General features: G+C 71.0%; 20 protein-coding genes and 1 tRNA gene. 9 read left to right on the top strand and 12 right to left on the bottom strand.

Going from position 1 to position 15,991, the window contains the following annotated elements:
- The first annotated feature begins 7 nt into the window (after window positions 1-7).
- Complete coding sequence (locus C8N24_RS11410; RefSeq protein ID WP_121250148.1) at window positions 8-1,345, top strand: aminotransferase-like domain-containing protein; 1,338 nt, start codon at window positions 8-10, stop codon at window positions 1,343-1,345.
- Window positions 1,342-2,289: a D-alanine--D-alanine ligase family protein gene (locus C8N24_RS11405; protein ID WP_170179021.1), complete on the top strand. Its 948-nt coding sequence runs from the start codon at window positions 1,342-1,344 to the stop codon at window positions 2,287-2,289. The genes C8N24_RS11410 and C8N24_RS11405 overlap by 4 nt, the downstream gene beginning before the upstream one ends.
- 19 nt (window positions 2,290-2,308) lie before the next feature.
- Here the strand turns inward: C8N24_RS11405 and C8N24_RS11400 are convergent, their stop codons facing one another.
- Both C8N24_RS11400 and C8N24_RS11395 read right to left on the bottom strand, forming a co-directional pair.
- Window positions 2,309-2,791 carry a bifunctional nuclease family protein gene (locus C8N24_RS11400; RefSeq protein WP_170179235.1) on the bottom strand — a complete coding sequence of 161 codons (483 nt, stop codon included), beginning with the start codon at window positions 2,789-2,791 and terminating at the stop codon, window positions 2,309-2,311.
- 32 nt (window positions 2,792-2,823) lie between these two features.
- A complete protein-coding gene (locus C8N24_RS11395) occupies window positions 2,824-3,822 on the bottom strand; it encodes a DNA adenine methylase (protein ID WP_211339922.1) in 999 nt (332 codons plus the stop codon).
- 40 nt (window positions 3,823-3,862) lie between these two features.
- On the opposite strand from C8N24_RS11395, the gene C8N24_RS11390 reads away from it, so the two are divergent.
- Window positions 3,863-5,263: a sensor histidine kinase gene (locus C8N24_RS11390; RefSeq protein ID WP_211339921.1), complete on the top strand. Its 1,401-nt coding sequence runs from the start codon at window positions 3,863-3,865 to the stop codon at window positions 5,261-5,263.
- On the top strand, window positions 5,260-5,922 hold the full coding sequence (locus C8N24_RS11385; RefSeq protein WP_121250145.1) for a response regulator transcription factor: 663 nt from the start codon (window positions 5,260-5,262) through the stop codon (window positions 5,920-5,922). Before C8N24_RS11390 ends, C8N24_RS11385 begins: the two co-directional genes overlap by 4 nt.
- 6 nt (window positions 5,923-5,928) lie before the next feature.
- On the opposite strand, the gene C8N24_RS11380 is transcribed toward C8N24_RS11385, so the two are convergent.
- The 4 genes from C8N24_RS11380 to C8N24_RS11365 all read right to left on the bottom strand — a co-directional run bounded on the left by C8N24_RS11380 (window position 5,929) and on the right by C8N24_RS11365 (window position 8,241).
- On the bottom strand, window positions 5,929-6,462 hold the full coding sequence (locus C8N24_RS11380) for a glutathione peroxidase (RefSeq protein WP_121250144.1): 534 nt from the start codon (window positions 6,460-6,462) through the stop codon (window positions 5,929-5,931).
- 57 nt (window positions 6,463-6,519) lie between these two features.
- Window positions 6,520-6,593: transfer RNA gene (locus C8N24_RS11375), tRNA-Ile, on the bottom strand.
- A 24-nt stretch (window positions 6,594-6,617) separates the two neighbouring features.
- Entirely contained in the window at window positions 6,618-7,493 is an 876-nt protein-coding gene (locus C8N24_RS11370) for a ParB/RepB/Spo0J family partition protein (protein WP_121250143.1), read from the bottom strand.
- Window positions 7,486-8,241: a ParA family protein gene (locus tag C8N24_RS11365; RefSeq protein WP_121250142.1), complete on the bottom strand. Its 756-nt coding sequence runs from the start codon at window positions 8,239-8,241 to the stop codon at window positions 7,486-7,488. The genes C8N24_RS11370 and C8N24_RS11365 overlap by 8 nt, the downstream gene beginning before the upstream one ends.
- Window positions 8,242-8,346: 105 nt before the next feature.
- On the opposite strand from C8N24_RS11365, the gene C8N24_RS11360 reads away from it, so the two are divergent.
- Window positions 8,347-8,670: a hypothetical protein gene (locus C8N24_RS11360; protein WP_121250141.1), complete on the top strand. Its 324-nt coding sequence runs from the start codon at window positions 8,347-8,349 to the stop codon at window positions 8,668-8,670.
- On the opposite strand, the gene rsmG is transcribed toward C8N24_RS11360, so the two are convergent.
- Genes rsmG through rpmH form a run of 6 tightly spaced genes read right to left on the bottom strand, consistent with a single transcriptional unit; the run spans window position 8,662 to window position 11,545 of the window.
- A complete protein-coding gene (gene rsmG, locus C8N24_RS11355; RefSeq protein ID WP_170179020.1) occupies window positions 8,662-9,327 on the bottom strand; it encodes a 16S rRNA (guanine(527)-N(7))-methyltransferase RsmG in 666 nt (221 codons plus the stop codon). The two genes, C8N24_RS11360 and rsmG, sit on opposite strands and share 9 nt — an antisense overlap.
- 53 nt (window positions 9,328-9,380) lie before the next feature.
- The gene (locus tag C8N24_RS11350; RefSeq protein ID WP_121250139.1) at window positions 9,381-9,842 is read right to left on the bottom strand and encodes a Jag family protein; all 462 of its coding nucleotides are present in this window, start codon (window positions 9,840-9,842) and stop codon (window positions 9,381-9,383) included.
- Entirely contained in the window at window positions 9,839-10,765 is a 927-nt protein-coding gene (locus tag C8N24_RS11345) for a YidC/Oxa1 family membrane protein insertase (protein WP_121250138.1), read from the bottom strand. The genes C8N24_RS11350 and C8N24_RS11345 overlap by 4 nt, the downstream gene beginning before the upstream one ends.
- 3 nt (window positions 10,766-10,768) lie before the next feature.
- Entirely contained in the window at window positions 10,769-11,002 is a 234-nt protein-coding gene (gene yidD / locus C8N24_RS11340; protein WP_121250137.1) for a membrane protein insertion efficiency factor YidD, read from the bottom strand.
- Window positions 10,999-11,391 (bottom strand): ribonuclease P protein component, encoded by a 393-nt coding sequence (gene rnpA, locus C8N24_RS11335; RefSeq protein ID WP_121250136.1) that lies wholly within the window; start codon window positions 11,389-11,391, stop codon window positions 10,999-11,001. The genes yidD and rnpA overlap by 4 nt, the downstream gene beginning before the upstream one ends.
- Window positions 11,392-11,401: 10 nt before the next feature.
- Entirely contained in the window at window positions 11,402-11,545 is a 144-nt protein-coding gene (gene rpmH / locus C8N24_RS11330; RefSeq protein ID WP_121250135.1) for a 50S ribosomal protein L34, read from the bottom strand.
- 306 nt (window positions 11,546-11,851) lie between these two features.
- On the opposite strand from rpmH, the gene dnaA reads away from it, so the two are divergent.
- From dnaA to C8N24_RS11310, 4 genes are all read left to right on the top strand, one after another.
- A complete protein-coding gene (dnaA, locus tag C8N24_RS11325; protein WP_170179019.1) occupies window positions 11,852-13,189 on the top strand; it encodes a chromosomal replication initiator protein DnaA in 1,338 nt (445 codons plus the stop codon).
- A 153-nt stretch (window positions 13,190-13,342) separates the two neighbouring features.
- A complete protein-coding gene (gene dnaN / locus C8N24_RS11320; RefSeq protein WP_121250133.1) occupies window positions 13,343-14,446 on the top strand; it encodes a DNA polymerase III subunit beta in 1,104 nt (367 codons plus the stop codon).
- A gap of 82 nt (window positions 14,447-14,528) precedes the next feature.
- Window positions 14,529-15,686, top strand: a complete 1,158-nt coding sequence (gene recF, locus C8N24_RS11315; protein WP_121250132.1) for a DNA replication/repair protein RecF — start codon at window positions 14,529-14,531, stop codon at window positions 15,684-15,686.
- Window positions 15,683-15,976 carry a DciA family protein gene (locus C8N24_RS11310; RefSeq protein ID WP_121250131.1) on the top strand — a complete coding sequence of 98 codons (294 nt, stop codon included), beginning with the start codon at window positions 15,683-15,685 and terminating at the stop codon, window positions 15,974-15,976. The genes recF and C8N24_RS11310 overlap by 4 nt, the downstream gene beginning before the upstream one ends.
- The last annotated feature ends 15 nt before the right edge of the window (window positions 15,977-15,991 follow it).

Genomic DNA, 15,991 nt, shown 5'->3' with positions numbered 1-15,991 from the left:
GCGGCCGATGACGATAGACGAGACACCCCCGAACCGGCCCCCGTCCAGCGCGCACGAGATCGAGCGCTACGGCGGCCTGTTCGCCAAGCGCACGCGTGGGATGACGTCTTCCGCGATGCGGGACATGATGGCCGTGACCGCGCGGCCCGAGGTGATCTCGCTCGCCACCGGCCTGCCGGACACCACCACGTTCCCGGCCGAGGACTTCGCGTGGCTGATGTCCCGCGTGGCCGTCGACTCCAGCGCCGCGGCGCTCCAGTACGGCCCGACGGACGGCCTGGACGACGTGCGCCGGTGCATCGTCGAGGTGATGGCGGCCGAGGGCTCCGAGGCCGAGGTCGACGACGTCATGGTCACGACCGGCGGCCAGCAGGTGATCGACCTCGTCTGCCGCGCCTTCCTCGATCCGGGCGACGTCGTGGTCGCCGAGGCGCCGACGTATCCCGGCGCGGTGCCGTGCTTCAACTCCTTCCAGGCCGACGTCGTGCAGATCGCGATGGACGAGCACGGCATGCGCATGGACGTGCTCGAGGAGACGCTCGCGCGCCTGAAGAGCGAGGGGCGCCGGCCCAAGTTCATCTACACGATCCCGAACTTCCAGAACCCGGGCGGCGTGACGATGTCGCTGGAGCGCCGGCGCGCGCTGGTCACGATCGCCGCCGAGCAGGAGCTCGTGATCCTCGAGGACAACCCGTACGGGCTGCTGCGCTACGAGGGCGAGCCGCTGCCGACGCTCTACTCGCTCGACGGCGGCCGCTACGTGATCTACCTCGGCACGTTCTCGAAGATCCTCTCCGCGGGCCTGCGGCTGGGCTGGGCGGCCGCGCCGAAGCCGATCCTGGAGCGGCTGAACCTCGGCAAGCAGGCCGCCGACCTGTGCTCCTCGCCGCTGAACCAGTACTTCGTCGCGGCCTACTTCCAGCACCGTGACTGGCGCACCTACCTCGCGCAGCTGCGGCAGATCTACCGCCGCCGGCGTGACGTGATGCTGGAGGCGCTGGAGGAGCACCTGCCCGCCGAGGCGACGTTCACGCGCCCCCAGGGCGGCCTGTTCCTGTGGGCGAAGCTGCCCGACTACATCGACACGACCGACCTGCTGGCGCGCGCGCTGCGCGAGCACGTGGCGTTCGTCCCGGGCCGGGCGGCCTACCTGGACGGCCGCGGCGGCTCGGAGATGCGGCTGAACTTCAGCGGCGTCAACGAGGACGAGATCCGCGAGGGCGTGCGCCGGATCGGCAAGGTCGTGGCCGAGCAGGTCAGCCTCTACGGCACGTTGACCGGCCACAAGCCCGCGCCGAAGCGCGGCGCCGACGTGGTCGAGTTCCGGCGGCGGGAAGCGTCGTGAAGGTCGCGGTCCTCAAGGGCGGCTCCTCGCTGGAGCGCACCGTGTCGCTGCGCTCGGGCGCCCGCGTGGAGGACGCCCTTGCGCGGCTTGGGCACGAGGTGCTGCCGATCGACGTCGGCGCCGACCTGGTCACGCGCCTGCAGGCCGAGCGCCCGGACGTGGCGTTCGTCGCGCTGCACGGCCGCGGCGGCGAGGACGGCACGGTCCAGGAGCTCCTGGAGCTCGTCGGCGTCCCCTACACGGCCTCCCGCCCCGGCGCCTGCATCCGCTGCATGGACAAGGTCGTGGCCAAGCACGCGCTGCGCGACGCCGGCATCCCCACGCCCGACTTCTACGCGTTCTCCCAGGCCGCGTTCGGCGAGCTCGGCGCAGCCAAGGCGCTGCCGGTGATCGAGGAGCGGCTGGACTTCCCGATCGTCGTCAAGCCCGCGGGCCAGGGCTCGGCGCTGGGCATCAAGTTCGCCAGCAGCGCCGCCGACGTGCCCAACGCGCTCGTGTCGGCCTTCTCGTACGACTCGAAGATCCTGCTCGAGCGCTACGTGCCCGGGCGTGACCTCGCCGTCTCGATCATCGACGGGCCGGACGGGCCGCAGGCACTCCCCGTCGTGGAGGCGATCCCGACGGAGGAGGACTTCTACGACTTCGAGTCGCGCTACGAGATCGGGCGCACGCGGTTCGTCTGCCCGGCGGACCTGTCGGAGGAGCTGGCCGCCCGCGCGCAGGCGCTCGCGCTGGCGACGTGGCGCGTGCTGGGCTGCTCCGGCTTCGCCCGTGTGGACCTGATGACCGACGGCGACGACCTCACCGTGCTCGAGGCGAACGCGATCCCGGGTCTGACGGACACGTCGCTGCTGCCGCTGGCCGCCGACGCGGCCGGGATCGGCTTCGACGACTTCGTGGCCCGCGTGCTGGACCTCGCGGTCGCGCGCTCGCTCGCGCCCTGAGCCTGAGGTCGCGGCCTACCTACGTATCGCCGCCGGCGAAGTCCTCCGGCGTCACGCGGTCCAGGAACTCCTTGAACTTGTCGACGACCTCTTCGGTGTCCTCGACCTCGTGCTCGAACTCGATCGCGGACTCGGCGATGACGTCCTCGGCGGCGAAGATCGGCGCGCCGGAGCGCACGGCGAGCGCCAGCGCATCGCTGGGCCGCGAGTCGATCTCGACCTCGCGTCCGTTCACTGACAGCGTGATCGACGCGTAGAACGTGTTCTCGCGCAGCTCGGTGACCGAGACGCGCGTGCACGTGACCTCGAGCTCCCCGAGCATGTCGAACAGGAGATCGTGCGTCATCGGCCGCGGCGTCGACGCCCCCTGGAGCTTCATCAAAATCGCCGCCGCCTCTGGATGCCCGATCCAGATCGGAAGGAACTTGTTCGTGTCGACGGCCTTCAAAAGCACGATCGGCTGCTTGCCGACCATGTCGAAGCTCACGCCGTAGATCACCATCTCCTGCACCTGCGTGAGTCTACCCCGCCGGCTCAGCGGCCGACGAAGACGTACTCGGTCGCGGCCCGCCGCTGCGCGGTCGCGTGGGTCCCGAACGCGTACCGGTGCTCGAGCTCGATCCGCTCGACGGAGCGGCGATGCCGGCCGATCAGCGCCTCCAGCTCGTCGCCGGAGATCGCGGCGTTCGAGCCGTAGGAGACGACGAGCGCGTCGGCGGCGCGGAAGTGGTCGAACAGCCGGTCCAGCGCGTCGGGTGCGGTGCGCTTGGAGGCGAACGGCGTGTGGCGCTTGGCCAGCTTGCGCGTGCGGGTCTCCCACATGATCTCCTGCCCGCGCCAGTAGGTCGCCAGGCCTTCGAGGAAGTGGTAGCGCTTGACGTAGCACGTGTCGTCGCGGGGCGGCGCGTACGGCGGGTCCAGGTAGGCGACGGCGGCGGGCTCGTTCACGTCGAACACGTCGCCGCAGCGCGCGCGGGCCCGGCCGGGGATCACGGCGGCGTTGCAACGCCCGACGGCCTCGACGAACAGCTCCTGCAGGCTCATGCGCAGCTGCCGGCGCCCGTCGTCGTAGCGGGGCGTCGTCACCGTGAACACGCCGCGCGGCTGCTTCTGCGCGGCCGCGAGGCAGAGCGCGCTCAGGGCCAGCGCGCGCTTCGCGCCCTCCAGCTCGTCGATGTGCGACCACGCGCTGTCGAGGAACGCGTGGTCGCTCGGCGGGAAGTACAGGCCGTCGAACGTGCTGGCGATGAAGTCGCGTCCGTCGCGGCTGGGCGAGCAGATGCGGGCCACGTCGGCGTCGGTGAGCTGCTCATCGGCGTTGGCCACGAGCGCCTCGGCCAGCGTGCTGGTGAACACGAGCATGTCGTTGGCCAGCACCTCGCGGCCGCTCGCCTTGAGCGTGTAAGCCACGACGCCGCTGCCACTGAAGGCGTCGATCGCCGGGCCGGGCGGCAGCGAGGCGAACACCTCCGCCAGCCGCGGTGCGAGCCGGTACTTGGAGCCCATGAAGCGAATCCGCGGGTAGGCGCGCACGTAAGCGCTTCCTTAGCCGTTCCCCCTAGCGTTCCTGCCCTTGGGTCTTCGACGGCGGATCTTCGGCGGCGCCCGCACGCGCATCCTCGCCGCGTTCGTCGTGCTGATGGCGTTCTCGACCGTCGTGTCGGTCGTCGCCATCTACGAGGTGCTCGTCGTGCGGGCCGACGACCGCCTGGACGAGTCGCTGCAGCAGGAGGTCGAGGAGTTCCGCCAGCTCGCCTCCGTCAGCGACGGCGGCTCGCTCGCCGCCCTGTTCCGGCTCTACGAGGCCCGCAACGTCCTCGCCCCGGACGAGACGGTCGTGATGTTCGTCGATGGGCGACTGTTCAAGACGATCTCCGGTGGCCGGGGCGGGCGCCTCTCGCTCGGCGGCGAGACCGCGCGCTGGGGGACGCTGCGCGATCCCGAGCGCGGCGAGGTCGAGACGCCCACGGAGACCGTTCGCTACCTCGCCGTCCCGGTGCCCCAGACGGGGACCGAGCCGCGCGGCGTGTTCGTGGTCGCCGCCGACCTGAGCGCGGAGCGCGACGACGTCATGGAAGCCATGCGGCTGGCCACGCTGGTGCTGCTCTCGGTGCTGCTGATCGCGTCCGCGCTCGCCTGGGTCGTGGCCGGCCGCCTGCTGGCGCCGCTGCGGGCGCTCGACGACACCGCCCGGTCGATCTCGGAAACCGATCTCACGCGACGCATCCCGGTCTCCGGCAACGACGAGATCGCGGAGCTCTCGCGGACGTTCAACGCGATGGTCGACCGGCTCGAGGGCGCGTTCGCCTCCCAGCGGGCGTTCGTGAGCGACGCCTCGCACGAGCTGCGCACGCCGATCACGATCGTCCGCGGCCACCTCGAGCTGCTCGGCGACGACCCCGACGAGCGGCGCGAGACGATCGCGCTCGTCACCGACGAGCTGGACCGCATGAGCCGCTTCGTCGACGACCTGCTGCTGCTGGCCAAGGCCGAGCGCAGCGACTTCCTGCGCGTGGGCGAGGTCGAGCTCGGCGCCTTGACCGACGAGCTGCTCGACAAGGCCGCCGGGCTGGGCCGCCGGGCGTGGGCGCTCGAGGCGCGGGGTGAGGCGGTGCTGCAGGCCGACCGGCAGCGGCTCACGCAGGCGGTGATGGGGCTCGCGCAGAACGCCGTCCAGCACACGCAGGACGGCGACGTGATCTGGATCGGGAGCTCCGTCGACGGCGACGAGGCGGCGCTGTGGGTGCGCGACAGCGGCCCGGGCGTCTCGGAGGAGGACCAGGCGCGCGTGTTCGAGCGCTTCGCGCGCGCGGCCGGGAGCCGTCGGCGGTCCGAGGGCGCCGGGCTCGGCCTCGCCATCGTCCGCGCCATCGCCGAGGCCCACGGCGGTCGCGCCACTCTTTCGAGCCCGGCGGGCGCCGGCGCCACGTTCACTGTCGTCGTGCCGTTAGCCGGACCGGAGGTGTCCCGTTGAGCCGCATCCTGATCGCCGAGGACGAGCCGCGGCTGTCGTCGTTCCTCGTGAAGGGCCTGCGGGCCGCGGGGTACACGACGACGGTCTGCGAGGACGGGGACCGCGCCGCGGACCTCGCTCGCGCCGCGGAGTTCGACCTCCTGATCTTGGACATCGGGCTGCCCGGGCAGGACGGCTTCGCGGTGCTGCGGGCGCTCCAGGCCCGCCAGGAGCGGCTCCCGGTGCTCGTCCTGACCGCGCGCGACGAGGTCGAGGACATGGTCACGGGCCTCGACCTCGGCGCCGACGACTACGTGACCAAGCCGTTCGTGTTCGACGCGCTGCTGGCACGCGTGCGGGCGCGGCTGCGCCAGGCGGGTGGCGAGCCGCCGACGCTGATCCTGTCGGCCGGCGGCATCACGCTCGACGTCCGCACACGGCGGGCCGCGGCCGACGACGGCGAGGCCGAGCTGACCGCCAAGGAGTTCTCGCTGCTGGAGACGTTCCTCCGCCATCCCGGCCAGGTGCTCACGCGCGAGCAGCTGCTCTCGCACGTGTGGGGCTACGACTTCGACCCAGGCTCGAACGTCGTCGACGTCTACGTCGGCTACCTGCGTCGCAAGCTCGGCTCCGAGCGATTCGAGACCGTGCGGGGCATCGGCTACCGGCTCAAGCCCTAGTCGTCCTCACGCGTGGAGCGCCGCTTCGATCGCGGCGGTGAGCCGCGAGGAGTCGGGCTTCGTCGTCGAGGAGAAGCGCGCGAGCAGCCGGCCGTCGGCACCCACGAGGTACTTGGAGAAGTTCCAGGTCGGCGGGCCGGAGTTCGGCTGGCGGGCCAGGTCGCCCCAGAGCGGGTGCGGGTTCGCGCGCACGGAGACCTTCTCGGTCATCGTGAACGTGACGCCGTAGTTGCGTTGGCAGAACCCACTGATCGCGTCCGCGTCGTCAAGCTCCTGGGCGGCGAAGTCGCCCGACGGGCTGCCGACGACCTGCAGGCCCTGGCTCCCGAAGCGGTCGTAGAGCGCCTGCAGGCCTTCGAACTGCGGCGTGAGGCCGCACTTGCTCGCCGTGTTGACGATCAGCGTCGGGTTGCCGCGCAGCGTGCGCAGGTCGAGCGTGCCGCCCTCGAGCAGGCCGATCTCGTGCTCGTAGAGGTCCGTGGGCGCGTCGACGGTCTCCGTGCGCTGGAGATAGAGCTTCGCGGTCGAGAGGAGACCCATGCGTCCACCTTACGGCGCCGAGAACGAGAAAGACCACCCGGAGGTGGCCTTTGCGAGTGGGCGATCCTGGATTCGAACCAGGGACCTCTTCCTTATCAGAGAAGCGCTCTAACCGACTGAGCTAATCGCCCGCGAGGCGGCATGATAGCGAGCTTTTACACGCGTCGGCGATCGAAGCGCGAAGCGAGCTCCAGCGCCTCGTCCAGCGACTCGAAGTTGAGCGCCACCGTGTAGCCCGTGCCGCGCGGCTTGACCCGCACGTCGGCGCCGAACGCGCGTAGGAAGACGTCGCCGATCCGCGCCGCGGCCTCCTCCTGATCCGGATGCAGCTCGCGCGTGACCTTCGGAGCGACCTCAGGCGGGCGCGTGGTCTCGCGCGCGCGGGCCTCGGTCTCACGCACGGTCCAGTCCTCGTCGGCGGCGCTGCGGCCGAGGCGGCGGCGGTCGCCATGGTCGGGCGCCATCAGGAGCGCACGGCCGTGGCCCTCGGTGAGCCGACCCTCGACGAGCAGGTCCAGCACCTCGTCCGGCAGGTCCAGCAGGCGCAGCAGGTTCGAGACGGCCACTCGCGACCGGCCCACGCGGCGACCGACCTCCTCGCGGGTGAGCCCGAGCTCGTCGACGAGGAGCGAGCAGGCACGGGCCTCCTCGATCGGGTTGAGGTCCTCGCGGGCCATGTTCTCGATCAGGGCGATCTCGAGCGACTCGCGGTCCTCATGCGGCTGCACGACGGCCGGGACGACCTCCAAGCCGGCCAGTTGGGCCGCGCGCCAGCGACGCTCGCCAGCGATCAGCTCGTAGGAGCCACCGGGGCACGGGCGCACCAGCACGGGCTGGATGACGCCGCGCTCCTTCACGGACTCCGACAGCGCGAGCAGGGACTCCTCGTCGAAGACCCGGCGCGGCTGGCGCGGGTTCGGCGCGATCAGGTCGACCGGCAGCTTGCGCAGCTCGGCGCCGGGCGCGGTGCCTTCAGTGGGCGCGAGGATCGCGGCGAGACCGCGGCCCATGCCCCGGGGACGGTCAGCCACGCGCGGCCACCTCCTTGGCGAGCGAGAAGTAGGCCTCGGCCCCGGAGCTGTGGGGGTCGTGGTGGATGACGGGAATGCCGTAGCTCGGCGCCTCGCCCAGGCGGACGTTGCGCGGGATGACGGTGTCGAACACGAGGGCCGGGAAGTGCGCACGGACCTCGCGCTCGACATCCTGCGCGAGGCGCGTGCGCGCGTCGTGCATCGTCAGGAGCATCCCGGCGACGGTCAGCCGCGGATTCAGCTCGCGTTGGATGAGGGACAACGTGTCCAGCAGACCGGCGAGGCCTTCGAGCGCGAAGTACTCGGTCTGGACCGGGACGATGACCCGCTCAGCCGCCACGAGGGCGTTCACCGTGAGCGGACCGAGCGACGGCGGGCAGTCGAGCAGGATGAAGGCGTAGTCCTCGCGGAGCGGCTCGAGCGCCTCGCGGAGGCGGCGCTCCGAGCCCGGGATGCGCGGCAGCTCCATCGTGGCGCCGGCGAGATCCGGGGTGGAGACGAGGATCGAGAGGCGCTCGATGTCGGTCGCGCGGACGGCGTCCCGGGCGGAAACGTCCCCTCCGAGGACGTCATAGACCCCCACGCCCTCGCGCGCGACACCCAGGCCCACCGTCGCGTTGCCCTGGGGATCGACGTCCACGACGAGCGTTTCGTAGCCGGCGGCGGCGATGCACGCGGCGACATTCACCGCGGTGGTCGTCTTGCCGACCCCGCCCTTCTGGTTCGCGATCGCGTAGATGGTGCCCATGCGGACTCCGAAGCTAGCGGCGTGATCGGTCGGACCGGGGTGTTTCACGTGAAACGCGGGGCATTCTGCACGCGATGTTTCACGTGAAACGGGTACACGGGTCGTATGCGCGCCCTCGTGCTCGCCGTCACGCTGCTCGTGCTAGCCCACATGGTCCTGTTCGCCGTGGGGTTCGCCCGCGCCTGGACGACGGGAGACGACGACCTGCTCGCGTCCCCGGCCATGATCGGCGCGCACGTGGCCGCCTTCGCCGCCGTGATCGTGCTGGTGGTGACGTACGCGCGCGACGTGTTCAAGCGCGACCTCCCCGACGACCAGCAGGCCATCTGGGCAGTGCTGATGTGCGTCACCGGACCGCTGGCCATGGTTCCGTACTGGCTCCTGCACTACCGGCGCGGACCCGGCCGGCCGCTATCCCGCTCAGGCTAGGGGCCGCTTCGTCGCCATGCCGGCGCGGCGCGGGAAGCGCGTCGGCGTCGGCCGCACCTTGCGGAACACGTGAAGCGTATGGTCGCGCGCGCCGTCGTACGGAACGACCGGCAGGATCTGCGTGCGCTCCAAGCCGACGATCTCGGCGGCCCGCAGCCCGGACGCGTCCTCGTCGTCGGAGACCGCACCCTTCCAGGCGACGAAGTGCCCACCGAGCTCGAGCAGCGGCGCCGCGTACTCCACGAGCACCGCGAGCGCGGCCAGCGCCCGGGCCGTGACGAGGTCGTGCTCGCCGCTCCACTCCTCGATCCGCGCGTGCACGACGGTCACGTTCGCCAGCTCACCGATGTCGACCGCCTGCTCGAGGTAGCGGCAGTGGCGGATCGCGCTCTCCACGAGCCAGACGTGCGCGTCGGGCAGTGCTGCGGCCAACGCCAAGCCGGGCCACCCGGCGCCCGAGCCGAGGTCGGCGATGCGCCGTGCGTCCGCGACCTCGGGCAATGCCAGGGCGGACAGCGAATCGCCGACGTGCCGGCCGACGGCCTCCGCCGGGTCGCGGACGGTCGTCGACGCCGTCGGCTCGATCGACTGGAAGCCGAGGATCCGCGCCAGCGCATCCACGGCGTGCGCCGGCGCGACGTCCTCCAACCGTTTCACGTGAAACGCGTCTAAGGCCGGATGATCGGGGTGGGGCGGCGGGGCTGCACGCCTCAGCCCTCGAGGGGAGCCACGACGAGGTGCCGGTCGGGCTCGGTGCCCTCCGAGTACGTCTCGACGTCGTCGCGGTCCTTCAGGTACTCATGCACGACCTTGCGCTCGGTCGCGCTCATCGCGTCCAGCGCGACGGGGCGACCGGAGTCGACGGCCTTCTCGGCGGCCTCGTCGGCCTGCCGCTGCAGCGCGAGCTCACGGCGCTCCCGGTAGCCCGCCGCGTCGACCACCACGCGCACGCCGGCCGACGGCGGCTGGTCACGCGTCGCGGTCTTGAACGCCAGGTGCTGCACGGCATCGATCGTCTGGCCGTGCCGCCCGATGAAGAGGCCGAGGTCGTCGCCTTCGAGCGTGGCCTTGATGATCCGGCCCTCCTCCTCGATGACGACGTCGGCGTCCAACGCGAGCGCGTCGCTCACGTGCTCCAGCAGGTCTTTCACACGGTCGGCGGAATCGCTCATCGACGTCTCCCTGAACGCTTCTTCTTCTTACGCGGTGATCTCGGCGGGGGTCCGGCGGGCTTGCCCTTGGGCTCTTCGCCGCGGGCCTGCGTCTTCGGCTTCTTCGCCGGCGCGGCCGACGTCGTCGAGCTGGCCTGGCGGAAGCTGTCCATCAGGCTCGGCGGCTTCTCCCCCTCGGCGAGTGCCGGACGGAGCGGGCCGAGACGCTTCTTGATGATCGCCTGCTGCACGATCGTCCAGAGGTTCGTCGTGATCCAGTAGACGAGCAGGCCCGCCGGGAACTGGATGACGAAGAGGACGAAGATGAACGGCAGGGCCATGAAGATCAGGCGCTGCGTGCGGTCCGTCGTCGTCGACATCAGCAGCGTGGACAGCAGCTGCGAGCCGACGTAGAGGATGATCAGGACGGCGAGCGTGCCGCCGGTGGCCTTGTCCGTCAGGTCGCTGATGAACAGGAACTGCGACGCGTCGCTCGATCCACAGGGAATCGGCTTCGCCAGCCCGTTGTTGATCTCCGGGCAGATGTCGTACCGGAGGTCGACCCGGAGCATGTAGTACAGCGAGATGAAGACCGGGAACTGCGCCACCATCGGGAGGCACGAGGCGAACGGATTCACCTTGTTCTCGCGGTAGAACTTCATCATCTCCTGGTTCATGCGCTCCTTGTCGTTCTTGAAGCGCTCCTGCAGCTTCTTCATCTCCGGCTGGAGATGCGCGAGCCGCTGCATCGAGTGGAACTGCTTGAACGTCAGAGGGAGCAAGCACGCGCGCACGAGGATCGTCAGCGCGATGATCGACCAGCCCCAGGAACCCGGCACATCCTTGAGCACGTCATGGATGTGGATGAGGATCCAGTGGAAGAAGTCGATCAGCGGCTGGATGACCGGCGTGCCGCCATGGGCATCAGCGAAGAGGTTGATCACGAGTTAGCTAACGGGAGAGGTGTCACGGACGGGCACGGGGTCGTAACCGCCGTGGCTGAAGGGATTGCAGCGCAGCAAGCGCCACGCCGCGAGGGCGCCGCCCTTGAGGATGCCATAGCGCTGGATGGCTTGGACCGCGTACTGCGAACAGGTCGGGTGGTACTTGCACCGACGCGGGAACGCGGGCGAGATGAACCGCTGGTAGAAGCGGATGGGCGCAAGCGCGAGGATCTTCACGCCGGCGAGCCGCCCAGGCCGTCGACCAGCTCCGCGAGCGCGGTGCGCATGCCCTCGGTGCCCTCGCGCTCGGCGAGGTCACGGGCGTCGGGCCGCGCGACGACCACGTAGTCCGAACCGGTCGGCAGGCGTGAGGCCTCCTGCCAGAAGGCCTCGCGCAGCACGCGCTTGACGCGGTTGCGGTCGACGGCACCGCCGACCTTCCGCGAGACGGAGAGGCCAAGCCGCGGGCCTTCCTCCTCGGACGAGGAAGAAGGCGGGTTGTCCTCTTCGCGGGGAAAGGCGTAGAGGACGAGAAAGCGGTTGGCCTTCGACTTGCCCTGGCGATAGACGCGCTCGAACTCCGCGCTGCGGGACAACCTGCGGCGGCGGGAGGCGCGATCGCGCATGGGCTCGAGGCTACTTGTCGCTGACGCTGAGCCGCTTGCGGCCCTTGTCGCGACGCCGCTTCAGGACGAGGCGGCCCGCTTTGGTGCTCATGCGCTGACGAAACCCGTGGGTGCGGGCGCGCTTTCGCTTCTTGGGCTGGTAGGTGCGCTTCACGTTTCGTGGACTCCTTAGCCGCGGGCCGGGATGGTTCGCGTGGCTCGGCGCAGCACCGAGCCGAGCACGCTGCGCGGCGGCGAACAAGGATACAACGCCGAGCCTGCGCACAGGGCAATGCACATGCTGCGGACAGATGTGGACAACGCCCGCGTTCACATTCGTGCGCGATTTGCGGAGCCCTCCTGGGAAGGGGCGTATCGGGTCCCCGACCCTTTGCTATGTTCGCGCTCCGGCCGTTTTGCGGCCCCCTTCGTAGCCCATCCCCGATCCTCGGTGCCGCCGAGGAGGTCCCTCCGCGCGCCCGTGTCAGCACTCGATTCCGCCACCGTCTGGCACCGCTTCCGCGGTGAGCTCCGCAAGGCGGTCAACGAGTCCACCTGGCACATCTGGCTGGAGCGCATGGGCTTCCGGGAGGTCGACGGGACGACGATCGTCCTCGAGGCGCCCGACGACGTCCGCTCGTGGGCGCAGACCCGCTTCGGACGCGTCCTGACCGCCTGCGCGGAGACCGTGCTCGGCCCCGGCGCGACCGTCCGCATCGCCGATCCGGAGGAGACGCCGCCCGAGACGCCGGCGGTCGCCGTCCCCCGCGTGCAGGCGCCCGCGTCCCAGCAGCTGAACCCGCGCCTGACCTTCGACCAGTTCGTGATCGGCGAGAGCAACCGGCTCGCGCACGCGGCCGCGCTGGCCGTCGCCGAGACGCCGGGCCTGGCCTACAACCCGCTCTTCATCTGCGGTCCGCCCGGCTTGGGCAAGACGCACCTGCTGCACTCGATCGCCAACTACGTCCACGAGCACGGAGGCGGCATGACCGCCCGCTACACGACGGCCGAGGCGTTCACCGACCACTTCGTCGCCGCCATCCAGGGCGGGGACATGGAGGGCTTCAAGGCGCAGTACCGCGGCGTCGACGTCCTGCTCGTCGACGACGTCCAGTTCCTCGCCCAGAAGGCGAAGACCGAGCAGGAGTTCTTCCACACCTTCAACGTCCTGCACCAGGCCGGCGCCCAGCTCGTGCTGACGTCCGACCGGCCGCCGCGGGACCTGGACGCGCTCGAGGACCGGCTGCGCGAGCGCTTCGAGGCCGGGCTCGTGTGCGACGTGCGCCCCGCCGACCGCGCCACCCGCCTGGTGATCCTGCGCAAGCGGGTCGCGCAGGACGACGTCGGCGAGGTCGACCCCGCCGCGCTGGACCTGATCGCCGAGCGCGTGGACGCGAACATCCGCGCGCTCGAGGGCGCGCTGATCCGCGTGGTCGCCTTCGGCTCGCTGACGGGGCGTCCCGTCACAGCGGAGCTGGCCGCGGAGGTGCTCGCCGGCCTCTACCCCGAGCTGAGCAAGAAGAAGGCCGCGCCGACGATCAAGGAGATCCAGGAGGGCGCGTGCGAGGCGTTCGGCGTCTCGATGGAGGCCCTGCTGTCCGCGAGCCGCACGCAGCCCGCCGCCTTCGCCCGCCAGGTCGCCATGTATGTCGCGCGCGAGCTGACGGGTGCCACGCTGCCGACGATCGGCCGCGCGTTCGGCAACCGCAACCACACCACCGTCCTGCACGCCTGCCGCCGCACCACCGAGCGGATGGCCTCCGACCGCGAGGCCTACGAGGCTGTGCACAACCTGCTCCGGTCACTCGGCGGTAACTGATGCGGTCCGGAGCTCCTGACAGACTTCGACAGTTCATGCACAGGGCGCGTCCGCTCTCCAGCGGCGTTCGTCAGGCTTGTGCACAGATTGAACAGCCCCGATGACCACTGAACAGATTCATCACCCGATCTCGACGCGTAAGGCGGCAGCCGAATGAAGATCACGACACGGCGCGACGCGCTTTTCGCCCAGCTCCAGACGGTGACGCGCGCCGCATCCACGCGCAGCGCGGTCCAGGCGCTGTCCGGTGTCCAGCTCCTGGCCACCAAGGACGGGATCGAGCTGCGCGCGACGGACATGGAGATCGGCCTCCGCGTGCCGCTCGAGGGCGAGGTCGTCCGCGAAGGCTCGCTGGTGCTGCCGGCCCGCCTGGTGGTCGACGTCGTCCGGGCGCTCCCCGGCAAGGAGGTCTCGCTCGAGCTGCGGCCCGTCGAGCAGGACGTCGAGATCCTCGGCGGCTCGGCCTCCTTCTACATCCGCACGCTCCGCCTCGAGGACTTCCCGCCGTTCCCGGAGATCGAGGGCGACGTCGTCGAGGTGCCGGGCGACGCGTTCGTCGGCACCGTCAACAAGGTCGCGCGCTCGGCCTCGCGTGACGAGACGCGCCCGGTGCTCACCGGCATCCTCGTCTCAGCCGCCGGCGACGAGCTGCGGATGGTCGCGACGGACTCCTACCGGCTCTCGGTCAAGGAGACCAAGCTCGAGGAGGCGCTGGCCGGCTCGTTCGAGGCCAACGTCCCGGCCCGTGCGCTGCAGGAGCTCACCCGGATCGTCCAGCACGAGAGCGCCGACACGCTGTCCGTCTCCGTGCGCGCGAACCAGGTCGTGTTCGCGGCCGGCGGGATCGTGCTGTCCTCGCGGCTGATCGACGGCCAGTTCCCGAACTACCGCCAGCTCCTGCCGGACGCCTACGAGCACGAGCTGCGGCTCGCGGGCGGCGAGGTCACCGACGTGGTGCGCCGCATCTCGCTGCTGGCCCAGAAGAACGCGCCGCTGCGGCTCGCGTTCACCGAGGGCGAGCTGACGGTGTCCGCCCGCACGCCGGATGTCGGCGAGGCGCGCGAGACGATCCCGGTCCCGTTCGCGGGCGAGCCGCTGGAGATCGGCTTCAACCCGGAGTTCCTGCGCGACGGCCTGGAGGCCGTCGACGGCGACGTGATCATCAAGCTCATCTCGCCGCTGCGGCCGGGCCTGCTCGAGGCCGGCGACGGCTCCGGGTTCCAGTACCTCCTGATGCCCATCAGGCTCAACGTCTAGGGCGAAGCCTCGCCCTGCGGGCTCGTTTCGCTGGGACGACTCGCCCGGGGGGATCATCCTCCCGGGCGTCACAATCTGAAACGTGATCCTCACCGGCCTGACGCTCCGCGACTTCCGCACGTACCACGCTGCGGAGGTCCGGCTCGGGCCGGGGCTCACCGTCATCACCGGCCGCAACGGCGCCGGCAAGACGAACCTGCTGGAGGCGATCTACTTCGCCTGCACCGCGCGCTCGTGCCGGACCTCGAACGAGCGCGAGGTCGTCCGCTTCGGCGCCGAGCTCACCCGGCTGGAGCTGACGAGCGAGGACGCCCTCGGCCGCCACGAGGTGACGGTCGGCTTCAAGCCCGGCGAGGCCAAGCGCCTGAAGGCGGACGGCGCGGCTGTGGACAACCTCGTCGGCACCGGTGCACGGCCGCTCGTCTCCGTGTTCCTGCCGGACCGGCTGGAGCTCGTGCTCGGCGCCCCGGCGCTGCGGCGCGCGCACCTGGATCAGGTGGTCGCGGCGCTGTGGCCCTCGCGTGCGGGCACGCGTCGCTCCTATAGCGCCGCCCTGGCGCAGCGCAACGCGCTGCTCTCGAGCATCCGCGCCGGCCGGGCCTCGCGGGCCTCGTTGCCGGCCTGGGACGCCGAGCTGGCCCGCCACGGCGTGGCGCTGATGGCCGACCGCGCCGCCACCGTCGACAGGCTCCGCCCCCGTTATGCACAGCATGCACAGGGCCTCGGGCTCGAAGGCGAGGTGGAGCTGCGCTACCGGCCGCGGTCTACGGCCGCCACGGCGGAGGCGCTCGCCGCCGAGCTGGCCGAGCGCGTCGACTCCGACCTCGAGCGCGGGTTCACCGGCCACGGCCCCCACCGGGACGACCTCACGTTCCGCCGCGAAGGACGCGAGCTGAGGTCCTACGGCTCGCGCGGCCAGCAGCGCCTCGGGCTGCTCGCGCTGCTGCTCGCCGAGCGCGAGGAGCTGGCGACCGAGCACGGGGCCGCTCCGCTGATCCTGCTCGACGACGTGATGTCGGAGCTGGACGCGACCCGCCGCGGCCGTCTGGTGGACCTCCTGCGCCGCGAGGGGCAGGCTGTGATCACGACCACCGAGCTCGAGCACGTGCCCGGCGGCAAGGAGCCCGACGTGACCTGGATCGAGATCGTCGACGGCGACGTCTCGCCTAGGAGGCTCGCGTCGCTGGGAGTCGTCGCCCAGGGGGCTCCGACTCCCGGGCTCGGGCAGGACGCGGCGTGAGGCGGAGACGCAACCCGCGGCCCGTCTCGTTCGCGCTCGACGCGCTCGGGGACGACCTCGAGCCCGCCACGCTGATCGCCAAGATCCAGCGCCACTGGCCGGTGATCGCCGGCTCGTTCGCGAGCTGCCAGCCCGCCTACGAGCGCGACGGAGAGCTCACGATCGACTGTGGCAGCGCCGTCCAGGCGCAGGAGCTGGACCTGATGTCCGAGCTCGTCGTGAGCCGGCTGAACGACGCCTTGGGACAGCCGGCGGTGAAGCGCTTGCGCCCCCGTGCGACCCATCGCTGATCCTTGACAAACCGT

The sequence above is a fragment of the Solirubrobacter pauli genome, from assembly GCF_003633755.1.
Classification (GTDB): Bacteria; Actinomycetota; Thermoleophilia; order Solirubrobacterales; family Solirubrobacteraceae; genus Solirubrobacter; species Solirubrobacter pauli.
The sequence above is the reverse complement of the archived record's forward strand: the minus strand, read 5'-3'. Positions and strand labels throughout refer to the sequence as shown.